This is a genomic window from Deltaproteobacteria bacterium (assembly GCA_019309045.1).
GTDB lineage: Bacteria > Desulfobacterota > Syntrophobacteria > BM002 > BM002 > JAFDGZ01.
Genome location: JAFDGZ010000009.1, coordinates 16,149 through 35,178, shown reverse-complemented (window position 1 = coordinate 35,178; position 19,030 = coordinate 16,149). Strand labels below are relative to the sequence as shown.

Genomic DNA, 19,030 nt, shown 5'->3' with positions numbered 1-19,030 from the left:
AAAACCCTTCTCCCCCTGGAGAACATGCCGGTGGCCACCCTGCGCTCCCTGCACACCATCTTGTTCGACCTGGATGATACCTTTACCTCCCAGGGCAAGATACCTTCCTCCTCATTCGAGGCACTCTGGGAATTGAAGGAATCAGGTCTCAGGCTCGTTGTCGTCACTGGCAGGCCTGCTGGCTGGTGCGATCATATTGCTCGGATGTGGCCGGTTGACGGCGTAATTGGTGAAAACGGCGCCTTTTACTTCTGGTTTGATGAAAAAGAGAGGAAGCTGAAAAAGCGTTTTTTGGACAGCCACTCAGTTCGCGCTGAAAAGCGGCAACGCCTCGAGGCCATACGGGATGAAATTCTCATAACTGTACCTGGCTGTAGTGTAGCCAGCGACCAGCGCTACCGCGAAGCTGACCTGGCAATCGACTACTGTGAAGATGTGCCACCCCTGAATGATAGAGCTGTCAGGAAAATCTGCCATATCTTTGCCAGCCATGGAGCCACCTGCAAAGTTTCCTCTATCCACGTCAATGGCTGGTTCGGCGCTTACAACAAATTGGACATGGCCAGGCTGTTCATTGCAGAGCGCCTGGGCATGGATCTGGATGAAACGAGAGAGCGCTTCGTCTACTGCGGCGATTCCCTCAATGATGAGCCGATGTTTGCCTACTTCCCCATCAGCGTGGCGGTGCAAAACGTCATGCGTTTCATAGGCCAGATGCAGTCACTGCCAACCTACCTTACCTCTCAAAAGGGAGGCGAGGGATTTGCCGAGTTTGCCCGCCACCTTCTTTCCCGGCGAAACTCCTGACTGCAGCTGCTGCAACTGGGTTGTCCAAGGCATGAATGCCCTGGAATTCGGTTGGCAGTTCACTGACCATGGGCCAAAGTATTTGGGCAGTGGAGCATCAATACAAAATCATACACTTCTGTGGATTCAAGAAAAGGTAGAGTTCTTGGCCTTCTTCATATGGCAGGTGGTGGGAGACCTGCACTCTTATCATGTTGCCGTTGACGCTGACAAAGAAGTAGAGAAAGTTTCCCAGATAGGCCTTGTGGACGATAGTGCCCTTGAAGAGGTTGTCATTGGCCTGGGGGGGGTCAGAGAAGACTTCCACATCTTCTGGCCGTATTGAAGCATACACGGTCTGTCCGGGGCTGGCCGCTGCAGTGCCCGAAGTCCTGCACAGCAGGTGATCACTGAAACCTGTGCGCACTTGGACCACATCTGAGTCCTGCTCAACCCGAACTATCTCTCCGGAAATAAAGTTCATGGTCCCGATAAAATCGGCTACGAATTTGTTGGCTGGCCTTTCATATATCTCCTCCGCTGTGCCCACTTGCACCACGTTCCCGGCTTCCATCACCGCAATTCGATCAGAGATCACCATGGCCTCCGCCTGATCGTGGGTGACATATACTGATGTAATTCCCATACGTCTCACCAGGCTTTTGATTTCAAATCGCAATTCTTCTCTGAGCTTGGCATCCAGGTTACTGAGTGGCTCATCCAGGAGCAGAACCTTCGGATTGCTCACCAGAGCGCGCGCCAGCGCCACTCGTTGTTGCTGTCCCCCGCTCAACTGTGAAGGATATCTTTCTTCCAGACCCGCCAAACCCACCAGTTCCAATACCTGTTGTGCCCTTTTTTGGATCTCCTTCCTGGGAAGCTTCTGTAACTTCAAACCGTAGATGACATTTTTGTACACTTTCATATGGGGCCAGACAGCATAATTCTGAAACACCATGCCAATGCCCCTTTTCGCCGGCGGCACAAATCCTGGCGACAGCATAGATTTGCCGTCAATAATTATGTCCCCTTCTTCCGGTCTCTCCAGGCCCGCTATGCAGCGTAAAGTAGTGGTCTTCCCACATCCGCTGGGTCCCAGAAGTGTTAACATCTCCCCCTTGTTCACCTCGAGATGAATGTGATTTACTGCCACCACGTTCTTGAAACGTTTAAACAAGTTCTTTATTTCAATAAATGCCATTGACTGGTTCTCCTTGGTTAAGTGGGGCAGTTCCGCCGTTCTCCTTACGCCCCCCCTGGGCCCCAGGCAGCTTTGAGTATGCCGCCGGCTATTCTCGATATGATCAACAGCAAGATGAAGGCAATCACAATCATCAAAAAGGCCATGGCAGCAGCAATGCCGAACTCCATACCGCGGTGCCAGTTGAGAAAGATACCTATGGGCAGGGTCTCCCATCCCCCACGATAGAGAAATATGGCGGTTGAGATTTCCTGAAATGCCATGATGAAAAACATCACCACTCCAACGAGCACTCCCTTCACCAGGAGGGGCAGTGATATATTGAGAAAGGTTCTGAGCTTCCCCGCACCTGATACTTCCGAGGCCTCTTCGAGTGACACGTCTAACTGCAAGTAGGAAGAGTGGGCCATCCGTAGAAAGTATGGCAGCCTCCTGGCAAACAAGGCCAGAGGCATGATGATCCAATACTGGGCCAGAGGAATATCTTGCCAGAATGCCAGCAGGTAACTCACCCCGACCGCAATCCCTGGGAAAGCCAGCATCAGAGTAATTACAAAATCGAGGGCGTCTCTGCCGGGAACGCGGGTGCGGACGATGAGATAGGCAGCCGGCAGCCCGAAGGCGACTCCAAAAATCAGGGCTACCCCACTGAAAAGGAAAGAGTTCTTGATCAAGAGCGGGGTTTCCAGAAGAATTACCCTGAAATTTTCCAGGGTCCAGTAGGTGGGTAGGGGCTCGAGGACCCATCTTCGAGAAAAAGCGGCCAGCCCCAGCACGACAGGGATAAGCAGTACCAGAGCAGCGATAAAACACATATACAGGTAGGCTGCCGATTTCAACAAAGGGCCCGGCTCGATTACTCTACCCTCCGAAGTGGTCCCCTTTGAGAGACCAGTATACTTTTTCCTTTCCACCCAATAGCGGGCGAGCAGAAAGATGCCGATGCACACTGTGGAAGAAATCACCACTGCCACGATCCCCATATACTTGCGATGCATATCAGTAAAATGATAGGCGATGTTGATGTAAGCAACCGAGGGAAGATAGTCTACCTGACCCAGAATCAACGGCGTGAGCCAGTCTGTGAAAGGCCAGAGGAAGACGATGACTGCACCCGCGAGATAACTCGGCGTGCACAAAGGCAGAGTGACGGTGAGAAATCTCTTGAAGCCGCTCGCCCCCTCGACCTCGGCAGCTTCCTCGAAGGAAGGGTCTATGTTGGTGAAGCCGGCGGAAAGACTCAGGACGATAAATGGAAGCATGTGCAAGGATTGAACAAACACCAACCCATGAAGGCCGTAAATGAAATTTATAGGTGCCTTGAGCAGGCCGCTGTCCGTAAGCAGCAGATTAAGAGTTCCATATCTGCCGAAAAAAATGATGAAGGCAAAAACACCAGCGTAGGCAGGCAAAACAATGGGCAGCAGAATGAGGGCGGTGAACACCGTTTTGCCCCGCTGTCTGTACCTAGCCAGGATGTAGGAGAGGGGTATTCCGAACAAGGTGGTTGTGGCCAGCACCAGGGTGCTCAATAGAAGGGTATTGGCAAAGGTCTTGAGATAATAAGAGTCACGAAAAAATTTAAGGTAGTTAGTTATGCCCCAGCTATTAGTCTCGGCAATCTTGAAACTTTCTACTATCAGGAATGACAAAGGATAAATTACCAGGAAGGCAATAACCAGCCACAGGAGTGCTGCCAGAAAGAAATTGCCGCGAGACATCTCACCTCCTTTACATTAGCTGGGAGCTTCGATGCGTGACTCCCTGGACACAATGTGTGGGTAATTCAGTAGAGGCGCAGCACAACCGCTCGCCCCGGGTTCAGGTGCATTTGTTGTCAATCTCATCATCCCTGAAAAGCAGGGGTTTTGACAAGGGGTAGGAAAATTGAGAACGCTACTGCGTCCCCCTCCCCAGTGAAGATCCTGAGATCTTAGCAAAGGAGAGGGGGATCCTAAAGCTAATAATGCAAGATGGGTTAGAAACATTTTCGGCAAACTTAGAGCCCACCTGCTATCACGGCGCTACCAGCAGTGAGCGTGCTTTTGAAGCAGCCAACCGCGCCGCCGCATAGTTTCCGTCCATCTCAAAAAACTTTCTGGCTTCTTTTATTTTCGCCTCAGCCTTTGTCACGTTCATGTTCTGCTCTTTCGCAGCTTTAATCTCTCCCTCCACCTCTTCTATGAGAAACAGGCTGCTTTTTAACTCACCCCACTTTCTGTAGATATTGTATTCATAAAATTTATTGACTTCGTCCCACCTTTTGGTGGCAAGATCCAAGTCGTACTCAATGAAGCCGACTTTCAGATCCCAAAAATTATCAACTCCCAGCGCCTTCTTGGCATGTTTGGCCATGGTGACGCCTTCTTTTTCCCACTGAGAGAAGCTAATATCCGTCCTCGCTGCAAAGTAGCCACCCTCAAGCACGTATTTCTGTCCCTCCATGCTGAACAGCCAGTCTAGGAAGATCTTGCCGATTTTTTCGTGGGGTGCATTTTTCAGCAGAGCCACTGCCTCGGGAACCAGGATCGTTTTGTCAGGAAGCAAATCACGCACAGGATAACCGTCCCGACGCGCAACCATCGCATTCATTTGCGGCTGCGCCACGCCTATGGGGATTTCGCCTCGACTAACTATATGGGTAGTATCTGTGCTGCCCGTAGAAAAGCGGGGCAACTGCGCCGCCAGCAACCTGAGATACTTCCAGCCCTCCTTTTCACCGAATGTCTGCAAAATGATCTCTGTGGTTTCATGCATTGTACCCGAGGCATAGGGCAGGGTGTGTACCACATTACCTCTGTAGATGGGGTTGATCAGTTCCTTCCAGGTCTTGGGTGGCGGGAGCCTTAGCTTTTTCAGCACCTTTTCGTTATACAGATTGGTAACGATCCAGGGCGCGAAACAGGTCCAGTAATCAGCTTTATCTTTTACCTTCATGCCGTGCCATTCAGCGGGGACTTTGTCCCAGCCCTTTGGTCTGTAAGGAACGATCAGTTTTTCTTGCTTCAAAACTTCGTGCGCAGGAGCGCCTGCCCCCAGGAAGACATCGGCATCCGGTTTGCCTCCCCAGGCTCTCACTTTGTCCAAACACACGGGCCAGCCACCCGGCCGGATGAAGGTTATCTCCACATCTTTGCCATAAGTTTTTTGGTAGTACTGTTTGAACCCCTTGGTCAAACTCTCTGATAACTCCTTGTACACGGGTCCGACCCAACCCAGTTTGTCCGCAGCTTCTGCCTGCATCGAAAAGATTGGCAGAAGCACCAGCGCAGTCGCAACGACTGCAAGGAGTGTTGTCGTCAAGATTCTCTTTCTCATTTCAGCCTCCTTTCTCATGGTTTTGCCGAGTAAAGAAACTACCTTCCATTCTATTGCCGATCACCCCCTTCTTTCTGCCATTTGCTGGTGCTTATGTGTATGGTTCTTGGTGGGCCACGACATAGCGCTTTTGTCTTCGTCACATCACTATTCTCGAGGCATCCACGAAATAACTCTTTTTCATCTCGGGCTGCTGTGGGTGAGGTCAAAAGAAGTTGATGACTGTAAAATAGCAGAACTGAGGTTTTGCGGTCAATGGAATTTGCAAGCAGCAAATGACGTACTGCTCCAGAGACCGTTTGCAGAGCTAAAAATTGCATCCACAGAATCTGGCCCCATGGTTCACTCTCGACAACCGCCTGTGATAATAACGCACCTCCAGTGAAGCCAGTCCCGCCATTGGAACTTCACGACCATATTCACTTTGAGCTATTCTTGAGCAGTGAAACTGGGTTATGATAAGCTGGCATGCCGTTGGAGAGTGCTGTAAGTTTAATGTTTGCTGTATATGACAGGCTCCAGGGAATTATCGGGCTATTTTGCAAAAGCGAAATTGTTGAAGGCTGCAGCATCATATAGACAGCCTTCGACAGATCAACTGTGTCGCTGTCGTCAAGGTGCCTTCCGAACAAGTTACCTGACCACAGGCAAATCTCTCCGGAGAAAAGGAACGGTTAGAGTGGAAACACAAGTTCTCATTATCGGTGCTGGAGTAACAGGGGCTGGCTTGTCCCGCGACCTGGCGCTGCGGGGAGTCGCCAATCTGGTGGTGGAACAGGCAGATATAAATGCCGGGGCATCAGGGGCCAATCATGGACTTCTTCACAGCGGCGCCCGCTATGTGTCAAATGATCCTGTTTCGGCCCGTCAGTGTAAAGACGAGTCTCGCCTGCTCAAACGACTGGCACCCGAGTGCATAGAGGATACTGGCGGCCTGTTTGTAGCAATCGCTGGTGACGATGAAAATTATCTGGCAGAGTTCCCCGGGTTATGCGCCGAGCAGGGCATTCGGATCCGAGAACTTCAGCCGCAGGAAGCCTTGGACCTCGAACCATCGCTAACAAAAGACATTATTGCGGCATATCTTGTTAAGGATGCTGCCATCAATCCATTTCGCCTGACTCTGGAAAACCTTGATCAAGCAGAAGCACTCGGTGCTCGCCTGCTGCGGCACACCAGAGTCGTACGATTTGAGCTCCGCGGCGGGCGGATCAGCCGCGTGCTTCTCCGCCAGAGGGGAGTAGAGCACGATGTTGCCGTCAAAGCCGAACAGGTCATAAATGCTACCGGCGCCTGGGCAAAGAATATAGCGGCTCTGGCTGGCCTGGACCTTCCTCTAGTGTGTTCCAAAGGCACACTGCTGGTAAGTCAACCTCGTATCACCAGGCGAGTCATCAACAGACTCAGACCTCCTGCTGATGGAGACATTGTAACGCCAGCAGGAACAGTCTCCCTCATTGGCACAACTTCGGTAAGACTGGCCGAACCGGAACCCTGTGATCCTACAATAAATGAGGTGGACTTCCTGGTGAGCGAGGCAGCCAGGATCATTCCCAGTCTGGCGGAGGCCCGCTACATCAGAGCCTTTGCAGGTGTACGGCCTCTGCTCTTTCAAGGGGAGGCAGCCGAAAAAGACCGCCAACTCAGCCGGGGTTTCTTGGTCCTGGACCATGCCGCAGAAGGGGTGAACAATTTTGTCACGGTCACAGGGGGAAAACTCACCACTTTTCGTTTGATGGCTGAAAAGACTGCCGATCTTGTCTGCGAGCGGCTGGGTGTATCTGCTCCGTGCATCACCAAGAAGGTTCCTCTTCAACCCAGAAAAGCGAGACAGTGGACCGAGGCGGGCAAGCCAGCGCGAAAATGGCTGCAGGGGGGCGACTCAAACGACCTGCTGCTCTGTGAGTGTGAGATGGTTCCCAGGAGTGCCGTGGACCAGATTCTGGCAGATCTGGTTGCGCAGGGAGTTCCCTTTGACCTGAGTGATATAGCTCTGCGAAGCAGGGTGGGCAAAGGAAGTTGCCAGGGAGCTTTTTGCGGCTTGCGCCTGGCTGCCTACCTCAGCGAAAAAAAGGTAGCGGATTTCCGCAGCACGGAATTGCTCAGTAGATTTCTCGAGGAACGCTGGCATGGTTTGCGGCCGGTTCTCTGGGGAACTCAACTGGCTCAGGAAGAGCTCCAGGAAGCACTCCACTGTGGCCTTTTTGGACTGGAACTGGAGTCTCCTTGAGCTGAAGTCAGGCCCCTATTATTTGCTGCTGTACCCAAAGCTATGTCTGAAAAATATGACCTGGTAATAATTGGCGGCGGCCTTGCTGGCATGGCTGCAGCCTTCTTTGCCTCGCAAAGAAAGCTGCAAACAGCAGTGGTAGCCTCCACAGCGGGTGGCCTGCTGTTTGCCAGTGGGGTCCTCGACTTGCTCGGCATTCATCCCATAGGCGAACAACGCTGCTGGACCAATCCCTGGCAGGGAATCGCTGCCCTGCGGCGAGACTGTCCCAAACACCCGTATGCCCTCGTGGCCGACAGTGATCTGGCAGCAAGTTGGCAGGAATTTCTGCAGTTCCTGGCCCAAGGTGGCCTCCACTACCAGGGCCGCACAAATCACAATGTCACCCTGATCACCGGCTTCGGTACTCTGAAGACCACCTTCAGGGTGCCTCGGACCATGTGGCCTGGTGTGCTCGGGCTGCTGGAGAAAAAGGACGCCCTGATTGTCGATTTCAAAGGCATGAAGGAGTTCAGGGCCTCGCAGATAGTAGAAAACGCCAGGCCTGTCTGGCCCTCGCTGCGGGCGGTAACCCTGAGTTTCCCCTTCGGCTTTCCGGGTGCGGAACGCCACAATGTTGCCATGGCGCAGGCGCTTCAATCTCCAGAAGTCCTGACAAGACTGGCATCGTCGATCCGTCCACTGGTTGGCCAGGCAGAACTGATTGGCGTGCCTTCGATTGTGGGTCTCCAGCGCGCTGAAAAACTGCTCGCTGAACTTGCAGAGCAAGTGGGAGTTCCTTTTTTCGAGATTCCCGCCATGCCGCCTTCAGTGCCGGGGCTTCGTCTCAAAGAGACCCTGGAGGGTCGGCTCACGAGCCGCGGCGTTCGCTTTCTTACAGGCAGACGCGCTGTGGCAGTGCAGACCAGGCAGAGGCATTGCCAGAGTGTCATAGTGCGAGGCGAACATTATGAAAAGGTTTTGACAACCAGGGGAGTCTTGCTGGCAAGCGGCCGCTTTCTCGGCGGAGGGCTGCGGGCTGAAAGAGGGCGGCTCTGTGAAGCCATTCTAGGCCTGCCCGTTTATCAACCGCAAACACGGGAACAATGGCACCGACAGCGGTTTCTGGACCCCAGAGGTCATCCTATAAATCAGGCAGGCCTGGCAGTAGACCGCTTCATGCGACCAATCGGCTGCGACGGACACTGCGCTTATGAAAATCTCTTTGCAGTTGGCTCCCTGCTTGCCCATCAGGATTGGATGAGAATGAAATGTGGCGCAGGACTTGCCCTGGCCACGGCATACGCTGCTGTCACTTCGTTTATCGACAGTCAATGAAGTATTATGTTCTAGGTGCAGGGGCGCCCTGTCATCTGTTGAACACGGAGGTTGTCTTTTAACACCAATCATACATGGAGGCAATCATGAACAAATTGCTAGTAATTGTTGCAGTGGGCATGTTTCTAGTGGCAGCTATGGCAGCGGCCGGTGCTGCGGTCAAGGCAGGGGGCAGTCAGCCGCAAGCAATTTTTGAAGCCAAATGCTCTCAATGTCATGATCTCAACAGGACATTGTCTAAACGCAAGAGTGCAGCGGGCTGGCAGGAAACGGTCTCTCGCATGCAACACCACTCGGGAGGCAGCATTACTGATGCTGAGGCCGAGCTCATCATCAAATACCTTACTGAAATTCGAGGCAGTTAGGATCGGCTGACTTATTTTGACCGAGTTTGCCGCTGGCCCTCAAATGCAATAAACCGCAAACACTGGGAGCAACCATGAGTTATCAGGACGTCTTGGTGGACAAAGAGGGGCCAATTGCCACCCTGACCATGAATAGGGCAGCAAAACGAAATGCCCTTTGTCTCAATCTTCTGGAGGAGATGCGCCATGCCCTGGAGGACCTTGCCCGCCAACGCCAAGTCAGGGTAATTGTCCTTGCCGGCAAAGGGCCGGTCTTTTCTGCTGGCCATGACCTCGGCGAACTTATGCCAAGCTCCATTCTGGAGTATCGCCGAATCTTTGCCGCCTGTATGAACATGATGCTTCTCCTCCACCAGGTGCCCCAGCCCGTTATTGCCAAGGTGCATGGCGTAGCCACTGCTGCTGGCTGTCAACTGGTCGCCGCTTGCGATCTTGCTGTTGCCTCCGCTGATGCCCGCTTCGCCACCCCGGGGGTAAAGATAGGTTTCTTTTGTACCACGCCGATGGTGCCCTTGAGCCGCGCCATAGGACGTAAGAGATCATTGGAAATGCTGTTTACCGGCGAGTTTATTTCTGCCGAACAAGCACTGCAATTCGGCTTGCTCAACCGCGTTGTGGAGCCTTCGCAGCTGGACGCTGCGGTCCTCGAGCTGGCCGAACAGATATGCCAGTTCAGTCGTACAGTAATTGCCATGGGCAAAGAGGCATTTTACAGGCAAATAGAAATGACGGAGCAGCTAGCCTACGCCTATGCCAGTGAAGTAATAGCAGCCAATGGCACCATGCCAGTAGCCCGGGAGGGAATGGCAGCCTTTCTAGAAAAGCGCCAACCAGTGTGGCCCGAGTAGCATGGCAGAGAAAGGAAAGAGAAGACATCCCGGCGTTGCAACTAGTCACTGAACCTGCAAAGGCGAAAGGGGGAACCATGTATTTGCCAAAACCATATCAGCAATTCAAGAGTCAATATCCGGAAGTAGCCAGACTTTATGAGGAGCTCGGGGTTAGCTGCCAGTCAGCTGGTCCTCTGGAAGGCAAGGTGCGCTACCTGGTGAACCTTGGGGTGGCTGTTGGCGCCGGCTCGCCAGGAGCAGTCAAGTCTCATGCTCGCAAGGCACTGGAGCAAGGCGCTACAAGAGAGGAGATCTATCATGCCCTCTTGTTGGCACTTACGACCGTAGGCTTCCCTGCCATGATTGCCGCCATTGGCTGGGTGGAAGAAGTGTTTGCCGCAAGTAGTTCTTGACGGTAATCTGCTGAAGGAGTTTCAGCTGCAGTGGCATATCTTTATCTTTGTGGCACGAGGGGCGCAGCCATCCGTGGCCAGGATATCATGTGGTGGAACAATTCGGAGAGATAAAATCGTTCAGTACTGCCGAGTTGCAAATAGTAGCGCAGGCAGTCGAGATTGCAGAAGATGTAACTGCCAACTATTTCAAGATTTCCACCAGCCAGTGGAAACATGTGCGCTACGATATTCGCACCCTGGCTGATCTCAGATTTGAAGAGATAGTCAAAGGGGCTTTCGCCCAGATTACTCGATACAGCCGTTATCCCATCAGTCAGCCTCGCACTGGCAGGCAGTACGACTATTTCAAGATCTGTTTGCAAGACCACAACATGATAGCTGCTGCCGAGAGGGATGAGAAACTCCATCTATTGCCCCTGGCTGTGTATGTGGTTACCCACGAACTGGTCCACGTGGTTCGCTTCTGTAAATTCCTGCAGAGGTTCGATACGGGACCCGAGGAGCGCCAGAAGGAAGAGGCCAGGGTCCATGCAATTACCTCAGCAGCCTTGAGTCCATTGAGGTTGTCCCACCTTGACTATGTGTTGGCAGCGTACCGCAACTATGCCCACATGGAGGAATTCAGGGACCTGAGGAATCCATCTTGACAAAATGAATATTTGCTTTATATTTTAGCCGAACTTGTCGATCCTATAAGTATGGCAATCACACAGTAGGTGGGAGGTGAGTCTGCGTGCCTATCTATGAATATGAATGCACCAATTGCGGCAGGATTACAGAGGCGTTACAAAAGTTTTCCGACTCCCCTTTGACTGACTGCCCTCATTGCCATGGAAAGATGCACAAGCTCGTTTCACTGAGCACTTTCCATCTCAAAGGCACGGGCTGGTATGTCACTGATTATGCCGGCAAAAATGCAGGAAATCGCGCCAGCAAAGAAAGCAGCAGCCAAGAGTCTGCAGGGAGCTCAACTACTGCAAAGGCTAACAAAGAGACAAAAACAGACAACTGATCTGCCCTTGAGCTGACACGTGCTCGAGGAGTTGAACAGCATTTCACCGAAGAGGCCTTTTGAGGCCTTTTTTCTTTTGCCGGTTTGCAGCCCCCACTGCAGCAGATGTTCTTCGACTCCACTTGCCAGTGGGCTGGAAAAAGACAAAGATATATCACCCGGGCTCCGGCCGTGTCTGAACCTGGCCTTTGCCATACCCGCCTCAGCCTCTCTCGAGACATTCCCATGTTTGTGGCATGAAGAGATTTTTTGAAAATTGACTGAAGAGACAATCGCCCAGATAGAGCCCGCAACCAACAATTTCCTCTTGCAGACGGACAATCACATAGCCGGGACTTACCGGAAATTTCTGGGGCAACTTCCTGTTGGCCCACAATTCCTGCAATTCCTCCGCTGTCAAAGTGATCACATTCCTGCTGGCGTAAGCGCCAAAGAGCTGCAGAGCTGCTGAGGTGGGCTTGAGACGGTCTGCCACCCTCCTGAGAAAGAGGAGGCCAACAGATTCTATCCGTAGTGTGCTCAGCATCTTCAAAGGCACATCTGCGGCGAGTAGCCAGACAGACGCACCTTTTTGCCAGAGTGAGTAGTGCTCGAAAATAACTGGGGACATGCCAAAGCGCTGCCAGAGAAATTCGAGCAGCTGCTCCCTGTCAGCACCTTGGAGCAATCTTGGCCATGAAGAATCCCACACTGTCGACCTGGTGCGGATAGAATCGCCAGCACTCTTTGAGGGAAGTTTCATAGTTTAGCGCTCGCCAGCAAGATAGACCCGGCGCATGAGGCACAGCTAGCCGTATGGGTAGAATAACAGCCGGCCTGTTTTCCAGAAGAAACTGGACCACACTTTCATTTTCATCAGGGTTGTAGGTGCAGGTTGAATATAGCAAAATTCCTTGCGGCTTGAGAAGATCGAAGGCTCGCACAAGCAGCTGTTTCTGCAGCGAGGGCAACCTGGAAATCCTCCTCTGCCTTCTGGGGAGCTTGCCAGTCGATGTCAGCCGTAGCGAGCCCTCCGCGGAACACGGCACATCCACCAGTATTCGGTCGAACTTGCAGCGGCCGGGAAAGTGCTGCCCACCATATCGGGTGGTGATGGTATTGGCGACCCCAAGTCTTTTCAGATTCGACCTCAGAGCAACGAGACGGGCGGTGCTCTTGTCATTGGCCACGATAAGGCCACGGTTTCCCATGAGCTGGGCAAGAAGAGTGGTCTTGCTGCCCGGCGAGGCGCACAGGTCGAGCACCACATGACCTGCAGCAGCTTCCAAGACAACGGCTGCCAGCGCCGAAGTGTAGGTCTGGCTGTGGATATGACCAAGGGCAAACTCGAAAAGGTGGCCAGGCTGCTCAACTCCAGCAGCCTTGAAGAGAAAAGCCAACTCTGCCACAGGCTCCAACAAGACTCCCCGTTGCTCCAGTCTGGACCTGGCTGCTCCAACAGTAGTCTTTAGAGTATTGATGCGAAGATAGAGCGGCAGAGGTTGACAGACCCGGCGGCAAAAGGCCGCATAGTCGGGAATAATTCCCTGGTAGGCAGCAAAGAGCTCAGCCACCTTGTTGACAATTTCAGGTTGCAGGCAATTCATGCCACTGTAAAGCTCAGCTTTCTCTGGTGCTCGTCATGTTCCGCCAGTCACAACAACCCTGCTGTTTTGTGGCCTCCACCCTGGTGTGCTTCCTATAACTTCAGGGCCCGGGCCTAGGACGAATCAGGAGGATCATCTCTAGAAAAATCAGCTGGCGTTTGCGGCTGTCGCAAACGGTTGATCATGCGCACCGCTGCTCCAACTAGGAGTACTGCACTGATCAGGATGATGAAACTTGAGGCAAAAAAGGTGAGAATAAACTCGTGAGGCTGCTCGAGACGAAAGGCGGCTCGGCACAACTCTATGCCAAAAAAGAGAAAAAAGAGGGAAAGCAGCGCGCTTGCACTGCGCAATAGCCACCAGACAAGAGTTTTCACCTTGACACACTCTTTATACTGCCACCCCTGCAGACATACCTATTTGGTTGCGGCGTAAGGGTAAGATGAAGAAAAAGGAGTTGCCGTACTTTTGAGGATCGACCCCCACCTCTCCTCCATGGATCTCAATAATGTGCCGGACAAAATGAAGTCCGTGCCCGCTGCCCACCTCGAGATCACTGCCCGGCCGCCGATACCCTTCATCAAAAAGTCTGGCCACCTCGGCGGCTGGTATGGGCTTTCCCGTGGTAAACACACTAAACTTTATACCATCAACCCCTCTGCCAAAGTAATCTTTCAGAATCCTCTTGCCGTACGAGACAAATTTGACGCGCGAACCATAGTTGTCGACAATTTCTTGAGTGTATTTGGCTGCGTTGGAAAAAAAGTTGTCATAGACTTGGGCCAATAACCCTTTGTCCACCACCAGTTCAAGCAATTCATCGGGGACATCCTCTAAGCGATTGTCAATTTTGATATTCTTCTGTTCGAGACGGTGACGATATCGCGCAAGTATTGGTTCAATAATTTCAGTTTTAAAGTTACATCTCTGTTTACGGAGCACATAAGTGCCTCGACGAAAGTGCTCTCTTCTCAGCAGTGTTTCGAGGTAGAGACTGGTATGCTCGTAGTGTCTTTCCATTTCTTTAGCTGCATCTAGTAAAGCTTCAGTATTATCTCCGATTGAATTATAAATGTCTCTTAATTTTGCGCACGTTTTATTATCTATTTCTGGGCAAAATGACACTAATTCGTGTACTTTTTCTTTAATCCTACGATTTTCGTCAATACATTTCTGTAATTTTTTCAGGAACAGCCGATAGTAAATATTGGGAGAAATAACATTATGTTCAATATCAGCTACCAGTTGATTTATAAATTTTATGTGGTGCAGGTTCTGATGAATAAGCTGCTTCTGGTGCAGATTGTAGCCTATGCGATTGGTGAACTTTTCTAGAAAAAATCTTTCCTGGTCGCTGATTTTATCGCTGGGGAAAAGTTCGAACATCCCTATAATCTGCTTGAATTGCTGTATCGGCAGCAGATCACTCAGCGCTTTGTTTCCCCGGATGGGAATAACATAGGATTCCCCAATGAAATATGGTTCATTGTGAATCTTGATTTCAGGGGCATCTGGCTTACACGCATCATCCAGGCCCTTGATGCTGGAGCAGACAATCCGCAAAGTGTCGTTTTCGTCATCTACCAGGTATAGCCGTGAATCTACCCCGAAAAATTCTTTGGGGACCAGGGTGCACACCAGATACAAGTTGTCCAGAGAGGTATATTCTTGCGCCAGGTCAAAAAAAGTGGCAAAGGCCTCTTCCTGGAGCCGCTTGAAATTGTAGTTTGTATAATTCTCTTTCTTTTTCCTGATCTTTTCCCGGACATTTTCCAGTTGACTCTGAACCATGAGTACCCCTATAAGCCTCTATTTAATGCGGCTGGCAGTGCTCGGCAGCACCGGCATGTCCGTGCAGCTCAGTGGCGCCTGGCTGCTCCCTCCTGTGGTCAGCAAATATTATATATATCTTATAAGGTCCGCAGCCTCCAATGCAAGGGCCTTCAGCATTTTCCCATTTCTTGAAGCCAAAAGGGCAACTCTTGTGGCAGGGGAAGGCAAACAGTGGCAACTGGAATGCGCCTCATAAAATGTGCTGATGAAAGCTAAAGAAGCTGGCGTGCAGGTGAGTGGCGGGGATCCTGGCTGGCTGGCGATTGGCTGACCTGAAAGCTTGTCAGTGCGTCGAGTCAGGAATTGGCAAAGTGACAACGAGAACAGGCGGCGATGTGGAGCCGTTTCTCAGCACCATATGGCCACCGTGTTCAGCGATTATCTGCTGCGCTAGGGACAGTGCAACGCTGTCGTTGGCAAAGGTGGCCTCCCGATAGAATGGGAAGAACAGTTGGCTCTCTGTTGCAGGAGCCGAGTTCCAACCTGAGCTCTGTATCTCGATCACTGCCTCGAGCTTGTCTTTGAAGGTGGCAATACATAGATCGCCGCTGCTCTGAGTAGTTCTCAGCATACGGTGAATAACGGAGCTCAAGGCTTGCTCCATGAGATGGGGATCTATCCTCAGCAGCGGCACCTCGCGACTCAACCGCAGCCGCATGCTGATGCCCCTGTGCTGCAACTCCTGCTGGAAGCAGTCCAGTACAGTGGTGACAACCTCATTGATATCACTCATCACAGGTCTCAAGCGTATCTGTTTGAGATTATCTAGAACTCTATTGACGGTGTCTTCCAGGCGAGCTACTTCCTTTAATATTATTTCCAAATGATGGCGGTTCTTGTCATCTGCCGTCATCCGCCTGTAGAGCAAGCGGGCAAAGCCGCCTATCGAAGTGAGCGGGTTGCGAATCTCGTGGGCCACGCTGAGGGAGAGCTCGTTGAGAAGTTTGATCTTTTCTGCCAGAGCCAGCTGTTCTTCCAGGTGCTTCCTAGCGGTAATGTCGTACACAAAACCATCGATATACTGGAGACTGCCGTTGTCAGAAACTGGCAGGCAGTGGTTTATAATGTGACGGGTGGTGCTGTCGCGATGAATTGCCCGATACTCGAGGGTAAAAGGGCCACCCTCCTCGAGATGCCGCTGCCGGCGGCGGCAGACGCGACCTCTGTCCTCGGGATGAATGTGGTGGTCCCAGAAGGAAAAGTCGTTTATGATTTCTTGATGGCTGCAACCGAATATATGCTGGCAATAGGGGCTGATGTAGAGAGTTTGCAGCTTGCTGTCCAGGGTATAGGTAACCACTGGGCCGTTTTCCAATAATCGCCGGTACCTCTCTATTTGTTGTGCACCAGCAAAGTCAGCAAGGGCGGTTGAGCAGTGAGGAGAAGAACGCATCAAACACATCCCCGCGCCGTATTCATCTACCGGGTGTGCCCTGCCTTGGCAAGCCCGTTGGTCTCACCTAAACAATACCCACAGCTGTCTGCCATTGCGGCCTTTTCAGGCTGTTCACTCCACAGATCCATTCCGAGGGCTGTGGCGCCATTTTATGGCGGTCTCGCAATGTCAGCCTGGGCAATCTGCCGGCGAAAAATTCTAGGCACGCAGTCTAAAAGATTTTTGCCAAATTCTCAACAACAAAATGAAGGCATTTGAAAAAAATCCTTTTTCTTTTTCTCACTGGACGAATGAGTACAGTCTGTTTAAGATTCTGCAATAGACTCCAGGCAGGCAGTGGTGGCAATCATATGGCGCTGGGCACCTGGGCGGGGGCAGTCCCCACCAATGAGCATGCCATGATGACCAGCAGCATAGCAGAGCGGAGACCGCCCGCTGACTTTGACAAAGGGTTGCAGAGGGATGCTGGCCAGCGAGAGGAGCCCCATGAAATCCATAAGAATTACAGGCACCGGATCCTACTTGCCAAAAGCCGTTCTGACTAATTTTGACCTCGAAGGCATGGTGGAGACCTCCGATGAGTGGATTCGAAAGCGTACAGGTATTAAGGAGAGAAGAGTGGCCTCTACTGAGCAAAGCAGCTCTGATCTAGCAAGAGAAGCTGCCCTGCAGGCTTTGTCGCAGGCGGGCAGAAGGGCAGCTGACCTGGATCTTATTGTCATGGCAACCATAACTCCTGATACCTGTTGTCCGTCGGGGGCAAATTGGCTGGAAAGCAAGATCAAGGCTGCCAAGGCAGTTTCCTTCGACGTGACAGCAGCGTGTTGCGGTTTCATTTTTGCACTGTCTGTAGCCGAACAATATCTCAAGAATGGCACCTATCATACGGCTCTGGTGGTTGCCGCCGAGGTAATGAGCCGCACGGTCAATTGGCAGGATCGCAGTTCATGCATCCTCTGGGGAGACGGTGCTGGCGCCGCAGTACTTGAAAGCGAGGTCAACAATGGCGCTGAAATCATCTCCACAATTCTCCATACAGACGGCTCAGGCGGGGCAAATCTCCTCATGCCCGGCGGCGGATCTAAGACTACTCCCATCAGCCATGAAAGTGTGGACCAGGGTCTCCACTATCTGCGACTGCTAGATGCTCCCTCGACATTCAAAGTGGCGGTGGCACACTTCACACAGGCCTGCGAGGAAGCCGTGGAGAGAAACGGCCTCAGCCTCGAAGAGATCTCCCTCATCATACCCCATCAGGCAAACCTGCGAATTATGCAGGCCATGGCAAAAAAACTGAAAATCCCTATGGAGAAGATCTTTGTCAATATCGACAGGTACGGCAACATGTCCTCGGCCAGCATGGCGGTTGCCCTGGATGAGGCGGTGCGCCAGGGACAGATCAGCAAGGGCGATTATGTGCTGCTCTGCGGCTTTGGTGGAGGACTCACCTGGGGCAGTTGTCTGCTGCGCTGGTGAGAGAAGCTTCGTCAAATGGGTTATGGCCGGCCGCCGCAAGCCCTAGAGGCGCTCGACCGGAGGCCTCAGATTGGCTGGAATTATGCAGATAATATCTTACAGGGTATTGAACTATTTGCGAGAACACTCTCGAGAGCAGCAGAGAGGCCTGGCCGAAGTTTACGCCTTGCTGCCTAGAACGCGGTGCAAGCGGCGAACTTTGTGCTGTTCTTTGCTTCCAGAGGTGAGCCTGGTGGAGGCCCTGAAAGTGCTGCAACGGCTCGAGCAATTGGCACCTCCGCGCAGAAGAGATATCTGCCGGAAGATCTATCGCTATTTTTTCATGAATCCTCTCGAAGTCACCAGCTGCCCCTTTCTGGAAGAGGTGGAATGCGTCATTTATGAAGACAGGTTTTTTGGCTGCCGCTCCTACGGCCTGTGGTCTCAACAATGCTATCAGCAGCAGCTGGCGAGTGACAGACAAGCCAAATCCCTTTTGCGCCACCAGTGGCATTCTCTGGGAGTTTCACTGCCTAGACAGGTCATTGACTTTCAGCTGCCATACTGTACCAATGTAGAAACAGAGGGAGGCGCTGTGGTGGAAGACGAAATGCTGCTCCAGACAGCTGAACTGGTAGGTGCACTTTCCTGCCAGCTCAATCCATGGCACCAGGTGTTCAGAAACAGCTACTTTGCCGACTTCAGTTTTCTCTGCACCTCCCTGGTCATGGGTTTCGCAGAGGCTGTACAGCAGAAGCTTCTTCTGGTACAGCAGGTCGTGGCCACTGGAGACAGGTCTGGGGTTGCCCGCCTGGTCAACACTCTACCTGACCTCTGGATAGACGAGGCGGCTATTTCTTGAGATATCTCGACTGGATTGAGGCCCTGCACGGCCCACAAGCAGAACTTTCAGCGTACGGGGCAGAGCCAATGGCCAAAGTGCCTGCCATAGATCTCAGCGACTGCAGCTATTGTGGCGGCTGCATCTCGGTGTGTCCCGAAGTATTTCATCTACACGAGTGTGCTGGCTACATAGAGGTTGTGCAGCTGGCAGAATACCCGGAAGAGAAGGTTCAGGAAGCAATCAACATCTGCCCGGAAGACTGCATATGCTGGCAAGAAAAATAGGCTGCTCCGCCCATTATGGCCTGATCATAGTCACTCTTGCCTTGACAGGAAACTGGCAGTAGGTCAAAATAGCTGCCTTTTGACCTGGATTAATACCAGGTTCTGGCTCTGGCAGCTCGAGGACATCATGGTCTCAGATACATCGGAGGTTCATTGC

Annotated in this window: 19 protein-coding genes; 11 read left to right on the top strand and 8 right to left on the bottom strand. The window is 52.1% G+C overall.

What is annotated here, in order from left to right; translation table 11 throughout:
* Positions 1-24: 24 nt before the first annotated feature.
* A complete protein-coding gene (locus JRI89_03395; GenBank protein MBW2070278.1) occupies positions 25-807 on the top strand; it encodes an HAD family phosphatase in 783 nt (260 codons plus the stop codon).
* Positions 808-904: 97 nt separating this feature from the next.
* On the opposite strand, the gene JRI89_03390 is transcribed toward JRI89_03395, so the two are convergent.
* From JRI89_03390 to JRI89_03380, 3 genes are all read right to left on the bottom strand, one after another.
* A complete protein-coding gene (locus tag JRI89_03390) occupies positions 905-1,987 on the bottom strand; it encodes an ABC transporter ATP-binding protein (GenBank protein ID MBW2070277.1) in 1,083 nt (360 codons plus the stop codon).
* Positions 1,988-2,031: 44 nt separating this feature from the next.
* On the bottom strand, positions 2,032-3,708 hold the full coding sequence (locus tag JRI89_03385) for an iron ABC transporter permease (protein MBW2070276.1): 1,677 nt from the start codon (positions 3,706-3,708) through the stop codon (positions 2,032-2,034).
* Between the two features lie 295 nt (positions 3,709-4,003).
* Positions 4,004-5,305, bottom strand: a complete 1,302-nt coding sequence (locus JRI89_03380; protein MBW2070275.1) for an extracellular solute-binding protein — start codon at positions 5,303-5,305, stop codon at positions 4,004-4,006.
* A 508-nt stretch (positions 5,306-5,813) separates the two neighbouring features.
* On the opposite strand from JRI89_03380, the gene glpA reads away from it, so the two are divergent.
* The 7 genes from glpA to JRI89_03345 all read left to right on the top strand — a co-directional run bounded on the left by glpA (position 5,814) and on the right by JRI89_03345 (position 11,475).
* Complete coding sequence (gene glpA / locus JRI89_03375) at positions 5,814-7,535, top strand: anaerobic glycerol-3-phosphate dehydrogenase subunit A (GenBank protein MBW2070274.1); 1,722 nt, start codon at positions 5,814-5,816, stop codon at positions 7,533-7,535.
* 42 nt (positions 7,536-7,577) lie between these two features.
* Positions 7,578-8,852: a glycerol-3-phosphate dehydrogenase subunit GlpB gene (glpB, locus tag JRI89_03370; GenBank protein MBW2070273.1), complete on the top strand. Its 1,275-nt coding sequence runs from the start codon at positions 7,578-7,580 to the stop codon at positions 8,850-8,852.
* An 86-nt stretch (positions 8,853-8,938) separates the two neighbouring features.
* Positions 8,939-9,217, top strand: a complete 279-nt coding sequence (locus tag JRI89_03365) for a hypothetical protein (GenBank protein MBW2070272.1) — start codon at positions 8,939-8,941, stop codon at positions 9,215-9,217.
* Between the two features lie 74 nt (positions 9,218-9,291).
* Positions 9,292-10,065 (top strand): enoyl-CoA hydratase, encoded by a 774-nt coding sequence (locus tag JRI89_03360; GenBank protein MBW2070271.1) that lies wholly within the window; start codon positions 9,292-9,294, stop codon positions 10,063-10,065.
* Between the two features lie 77 nt (positions 10,066-10,142).
* A complete protein-coding gene (locus tag JRI89_03355) occupies positions 10,143-10,460 on the top strand; it encodes a carboxymuconolactone decarboxylase family protein (protein MBW2070270.1) in 318 nt (105 codons plus the stop codon).
* A 92-nt stretch (positions 10,461-10,552) separates the two neighbouring features.
* A complete protein-coding gene (locus tag JRI89_03350; protein MBW2070269.1) occupies positions 10,553-11,110 on the top strand; it encodes a hypothetical protein in 558 nt (185 codons plus the stop codon).
* An 86-nt stretch (positions 11,111-11,196) separates the two neighbouring features.
* Positions 11,197-11,475, top strand: a complete 279-nt coding sequence (locus JRI89_03345) for a zinc ribbon domain-containing protein (protein MBW2070268.1) — start codon at positions 11,197-11,199, stop codon at positions 11,473-11,475.
* Between the two features lie 202 nt (positions 11,476-11,677).
* On the opposite strand, the gene JRI89_03340 is transcribed toward JRI89_03345, so the two are convergent.
* The 5 genes from JRI89_03340 to JRI89_03320 form a co-directional block, all read right to left on the bottom strand.
* Positions 11,678-11,950: a hypothetical protein gene (locus JRI89_03340; GenBank protein ID MBW2070267.1), complete on the bottom strand. Its 273-nt coding sequence runs from the start codon at positions 11,948-11,950 to the stop codon at positions 11,678-11,680.
* Positions 11,951-12,125: 175 nt separating this feature from the next.
* Positions 12,126-13,061, bottom strand: coding sequence for an RsmB/NOP family class I SAM-dependent RNA methyltransferase (locus JRI89_03335; protein MBW2070266.1), 936 nt, complete (start codon positions 13,059-13,061; stop codon positions 12,126-12,128).
* A 113-nt stretch (positions 13,062-13,174) separates the two neighbouring features.
* A complete protein-coding gene (locus tag JRI89_03330; protein MBW2070265.1) occupies positions 13,175-13,438 on the bottom strand; it encodes a hypothetical protein in 264 nt (87 codons plus the stop codon).
* Positions 13,439-13,451: 13 nt separating this feature from the next.
* Positions 13,452-14,852 carry a HAMP domain-containing histidine kinase gene (locus tag JRI89_03325; GenBank protein MBW2070264.1) on the bottom strand — a complete coding sequence of 467 codons (1,401 nt, stop codon included), beginning with the start codon at positions 14,850-14,852 and terminating at the stop codon, positions 13,452-13,454.
* Positions 14,853-15,177: 325 nt separating this feature from the next.
* Positions 15,178-16,287, bottom strand: a complete 1,110-nt coding sequence (locus JRI89_03320; protein MBW2070263.1) for a PAS domain-containing protein — start codon at positions 16,285-16,287, stop codon at positions 15,178-15,180.
* Positions 16,288-16,776: 489 nt separating this feature from the next.
* Between JRI89_03320 and JRI89_03315 the strand changes: the two genes are divergently transcribed.
* The 3 genes from JRI89_03315 to JRI89_03305 all read left to right on the top strand — a co-directional run bounded on the left by JRI89_03315 (position 16,777) and on the right by JRI89_03305 (position 18,873).
* Positions 16,777-17,766 carry a ketoacyl-ACP synthase III gene (locus JRI89_03315; GenBank protein ID MBW2070262.1) on the top strand — a complete coding sequence of 330 codons (990 nt, stop codon included), beginning with the start codon at positions 16,777-16,779 and terminating at the stop codon, positions 17,764-17,766.
* 70 nt (positions 17,767-17,836) lie between these two features.
* Complete coding sequence (locus tag JRI89_03310) at positions 17,837-18,607, top strand: hypothetical protein (GenBank protein ID MBW2070261.1); 771 nt, start codon at positions 17,837-17,839, stop codon at positions 18,605-18,607.
* 68 nt (positions 18,608-18,675) lie between these two features.
* Entirely contained in the window at positions 18,676-18,873 is a 198-nt protein-coding gene (locus JRI89_03305; protein MBW2070260.1) for a ferredoxin, read from the top strand.
* Positions 18,874-19,030 lie beyond the last annotated feature (157 nt).

Excerpts from the sequence above, each read along its gene's own strand:
- JRI89_03325 (MBW2070264.1), bottom strand. The coding sequence starts at position 14,852 with ATGGTTCAGAGTCAACTGGAAAATGTCCGGGAAAAGATCAGGAAAAAG.
- glpA (MBW2070274.1), top strand. The coding sequence starts at position 5,814 with ATGACAGGCTCCAGGGAATTATCGGGCTATTTTGCAAAAGCGAAATTG.
- JRI89_03355 (MBW2070270.1), top strand. The coding sequence starts at position 10,143 with ATGTATTTGCCAAAACCATATCAGCAATTCAAGAGTCAATATCCGGAA.
- JRI89_03395 (MBW2070278.1), top strand. The coding sequence starts at position 25 with ATGCCGGTGGCCACCCTGCGCTCCCTGCACACCATCTTGTTCGACCTG.
- JRI89_03365 (MBW2070272.1), top strand. The coding sequence starts at position 8,939 with ATGAACAAATTGCTAGTAATTGTTGCAGTGGGCATGTTTCTAGTGGCA.
- glpB (MBW2070273.1), top strand. The coding sequence starts at position 7,578 with ATGTCTGAAAAATATGACCTGGTAATAATTGGCGGCGGCCTTGCTGGC.
- JRI89_03385 (MBW2070276.1), bottom strand. The coding sequence starts at position 3,708 with ATGTCTCGCGGCAATTTCTTTCTGGCAGCACTCCTGTGGCTGGTTATT.
- JRI89_03320 (MBW2070263.1), bottom strand. The coding sequence starts at position 16,287 with ATGCGTTCTTCTCCTCACTGCTCAACCGCCCTTGCTGACTTTGCTGGT.
- JRI89_03390 (MBW2070277.1), bottom strand. The coding sequence starts at position 1,987 with ATGGCATTTATTGAAATAAAGAACTTGTTTAAACGTTTCAAGAACGTG.
- JRI89_03315 (MBW2070262.1), top strand. The coding sequence starts at position 16,777 with ATGAAATCCATAAGAATTACAGGCACCGGATCCTACTTGCCAAAAGCC.
- JRI89_03305 (MBW2070260.1), top strand. The coding sequence starts at position 18,676 with ATGGCCAAAGTGCCTGCCATAGATCTCAGCGACTGCAGCTATTGTGGC.
- JRI89_03360 (MBW2070271.1), top strand. The coding sequence starts at position 9,292 with ATGAGTTATCAGGACGTCTTGGTGGACAAAGAGGGGCCAATTGCCACC.
- JRI89_03380 (MBW2070275.1), bottom strand. The coding sequence starts at position 5,305 with ATGAGAAAGAGAATCTTGACGACAACACTCCTTGCAGTCGTTGCGACT.
- JRI89_03335 (MBW2070266.1), bottom strand. The coding sequence starts at position 13,061 with ATGAATTGCCTGCAACCTGAAATTGTCAACAAGGTGGCTGAGCTCTTT.